Source organism: Bradyrhizobium sp. CCBAU 45394 (assembly GCF_028128655.1).
Classification (GTDB): Bacteria; Pseudomonadota; Alphaproteobacteria; order Rhizobiales; family Xanthobacteraceae; genus Bradyrhizobium; species Bradyrhizobium diazoefficiens.
This window is the reverse complement of record NZ_LBIX01000013.1, coordinates 1-2,713: the sequence shown is the minus strand read 5'-3', so window position 1 is coordinate 2,713 and position 2,713 is coordinate 1. Positions and strand designations below refer to the sequence as shown.

Genomic DNA, 2,713 nt, shown 5'->3' with positions numbered 1-2,713 from the left:
CGCCATGATTTTTAAGCCCTTTCCGCGCCTCGTTGGGCCGATCTCTGCACCGCCGCCTTTGACCATCGCAAAGGTCGCGTCGATGAAACAATCCTCTTCGTCGAGCAAGCCTTTCTCGCGAAGTTCGTTGGCGATATCGGTCAGAACGCGTCGGGGGGGGGGGGGGGGGGGGGGGGGGGGGGGGGGGGGGGGGGGGGGGGGGGGGGGGGGGGGGGGGGGGGGGGGGGGGGGGGGGGGGGGGGGGGGGGGGGGGGGGGGGGGGGGGGGGGGGGGGGGGGGGGGGGGGGGGGGGGGGGGGGGGGGGGGGGGGGGGGGGGGGGGGGGGGGGGGGGGGGGGGGGGGGGGGGGGGGGGGGGGGGGGGGGGGGGGGGGGGGGGGGGGGGGGGGGGGGGGGGGGGGGGGGGGGGGGGGGGGGGGGGGGGGGGGGGGGGGGGGGGCCAAAAATGGTCCAGTTTGCCGGCCTCAGATCACTGAGGCTGCGGCGGTTGCCCTTATAGTCCTCAGTGGAAGAGACCAGCAACTACAACATGGGCAATTCGAGAATCGACACAGTTGTCGGCGCGGGCGCGCGCTGGGGGAAGCGATCTTGGCGGGCGTGAGTCCTAATGCGCTGGAGGCGATGCGATCATCGGTCAACGATGCGGTAGTGGCCGTAGAGCGAGATGCACAGGATATTCGATCGGTTCTTTCAGATGCGCGACAAAGCAAGGACAGAACCATCTTCGAAATGATGGAGCAGGGAAAACTTCAAAGTGAGGAATTCAGCAAGAATTGCTCAGCCGCACTCGATGCGCAGCAAGTTGCGTTCGAAAAGCTAAAATCAGATCTTGAGGGAATAACGGCGGCCTATGAAACCCAGCGGCATGAAGCCAAGCGCCCGAGGGGCATCACGGACGGATCCGAGTAATAGATGCCCGATTAGCGAGGGCGTCTGCACTTAGATGCCGATGACGGTGCGTATCTCAGCTAAATCAACGATCTGAGACGGAGCTTCCACGACACAGGTCGTGCCCTCGCCGGCCGAGTTCAGATTGATCACGACTTTTTTGTTCACATTCTCGGTGGCAGCCTTTGACCATCGACCGGCGCCGCCGTCTTGCTTGTCTGATTTGCATTCAACCGCACCTCCCATCCTGTCGTCCTCGCCGCTAGCTGCTGCATGATTTGGCCAGTGCAAACGAGAGGAATCGCTCACGATTTTTCCGCTCAATGTCGCGTGCGCAGACACTTTGGCGTTCTACTTACATTTGACGCGTATGGTTTCGGACATCAGCACGGACTGCGCTCACCGGATCAAGCCCTGCGCATTGACCCGGCCCTTAGCTGCGCCTACCCTCGGTGGCAGAATGTCCGGTGCAGATGCGGTAGTCGGCCGCCCCGCCTATGACCGCCGATCCCTTTCACGCACAGACTTGCCTTCGGCTCGTGCTCTAGGACAGCGCCAATTTCGAGCGCTCCTACAAGCTGCGGCGCCCTTGTCGGCGGCGAGCGGCATGGGCCATTCCACAAGATCATCCCACACGAGCAGCGCTCGCCGGCCGAGCTCGCTTTGGGATGGGCCTATCTGTCGCGAGAGGCGCTCGCCAGCGCCAAAGCGCATGGGCGAAAACTCCATGGGCGTGTAATGAGATCGACCTCCTGACGATCCATCAGCGCTATGCCGATCGTCCCTCCGCCACTTCGGAAGATGAAGCGCCTGACCCTGGAGGCGCGCCGGGAGTTGGCTGACGGATTCGATGTCAGATTCACAGCCACGTTTGTGAAGATGACCGCGTTAAACCACCACAAAGGCACGAAAGCACTTCCACTTCAAAACTGCTGGCTGTACGTCATCGGAGTCTGCTTTCTTTTGAAATATAGTAGGGGGCATGATGGCTCCTGAAAGCTCGAATATTACCCTAATCGCTTGCCTTATCGTTGAGGCGGCCACTCAGCCAATGAGCTAAACGCGCTCATGGTGCATCTGCCAGATTAGCAGACCTCTGGGCGTATAGTGGCAACAGGATCGGTTGCGGCGCTGCACCGGTGTAGCCAACCAGTCCTGGTAGGTGCCTGCAGGACCTTTTCGGGGATACAAGGCGGCATGCCCGATGTTGGCAAAACCACACCAGTCTTCGGTTTGCCTATCGTCATCGCCAGTTCTACCCCTAGACACCGCGAACCAAACTATGCCTATTCAACGCCCCTTATTCCCGCAAGAGAGCACCTTTATCCAGGTGATCAGCCTAACGCGTAGGGCTGGCAATTTCGCGGGCTATTTCAGAAGCTAGAGTCGGCTCATGCGTGGCTCGACTTGAACTTCAATCCCCCTCTTCCACCGGCGCTTGCACTACCTGAGTGTCAAACAGGCTACGCAATCGGAGCGCCGAGCGATGCGCGGCCCATCTCTTTTCCTACCCCTTCTTTGCGGAACACTCGCGACGGTCAGCTGGAGCATGGGCAACGTTCTGTCCAAGGCCGCGCTCTGCTGCATAGAGCCGCTCTCGCTTCTGACAGGGCAGTTGGCTGTAAGTGCTGCAAGCCTGACCGTACTATCCATCTGCTCAGGCGCGCCGCCTCGCTTGAGCGATTGGCGTGCTGGCCTTCCCGGCATCCTGCAGCCGGCGCTTGCGTCTGGTCTTTCGATCTTCGCTATCGATGCTGCCGGCGTCGGTAGAAGCGATGCTGTTCGCAGTTAAATCGCCGATGGTCATACTGCTTGCATGGTTAATCC

Annotated in this window: 2 protein-coding genes; one reads left to right on the top strand and one right to left on the bottom strand. The window is 61.6% G+C overall.

Going from position 1 to position 2,713, the window contains the following annotated elements; genetic code table 11:
* Positions 1-586: 586 nt before the first annotated feature.
* Positions 587-907: a hypothetical protein gene (locus WN73_RS09280; protein ID WP_271552481.1), complete on the top strand. Its 321-nt coding sequence runs from the start codon at positions 587-589 to the stop codon at positions 905-907.
* Between the two features lie 30 nt (positions 908-937).
* Here the strand turns inward: WN73_RS09280 and WN73_RS09275 are convergent, their stop codons facing one another.
* Entirely contained in the window at positions 938-1,195 is a 258-nt protein-coding gene (locus tag WN73_RS09275) for a hypothetical protein (RefSeq protein ID WP_143279437.1), read from the bottom strand.
* Between the last annotated feature and the right edge of the window lie 1,518 nt (positions 1,196-2,713).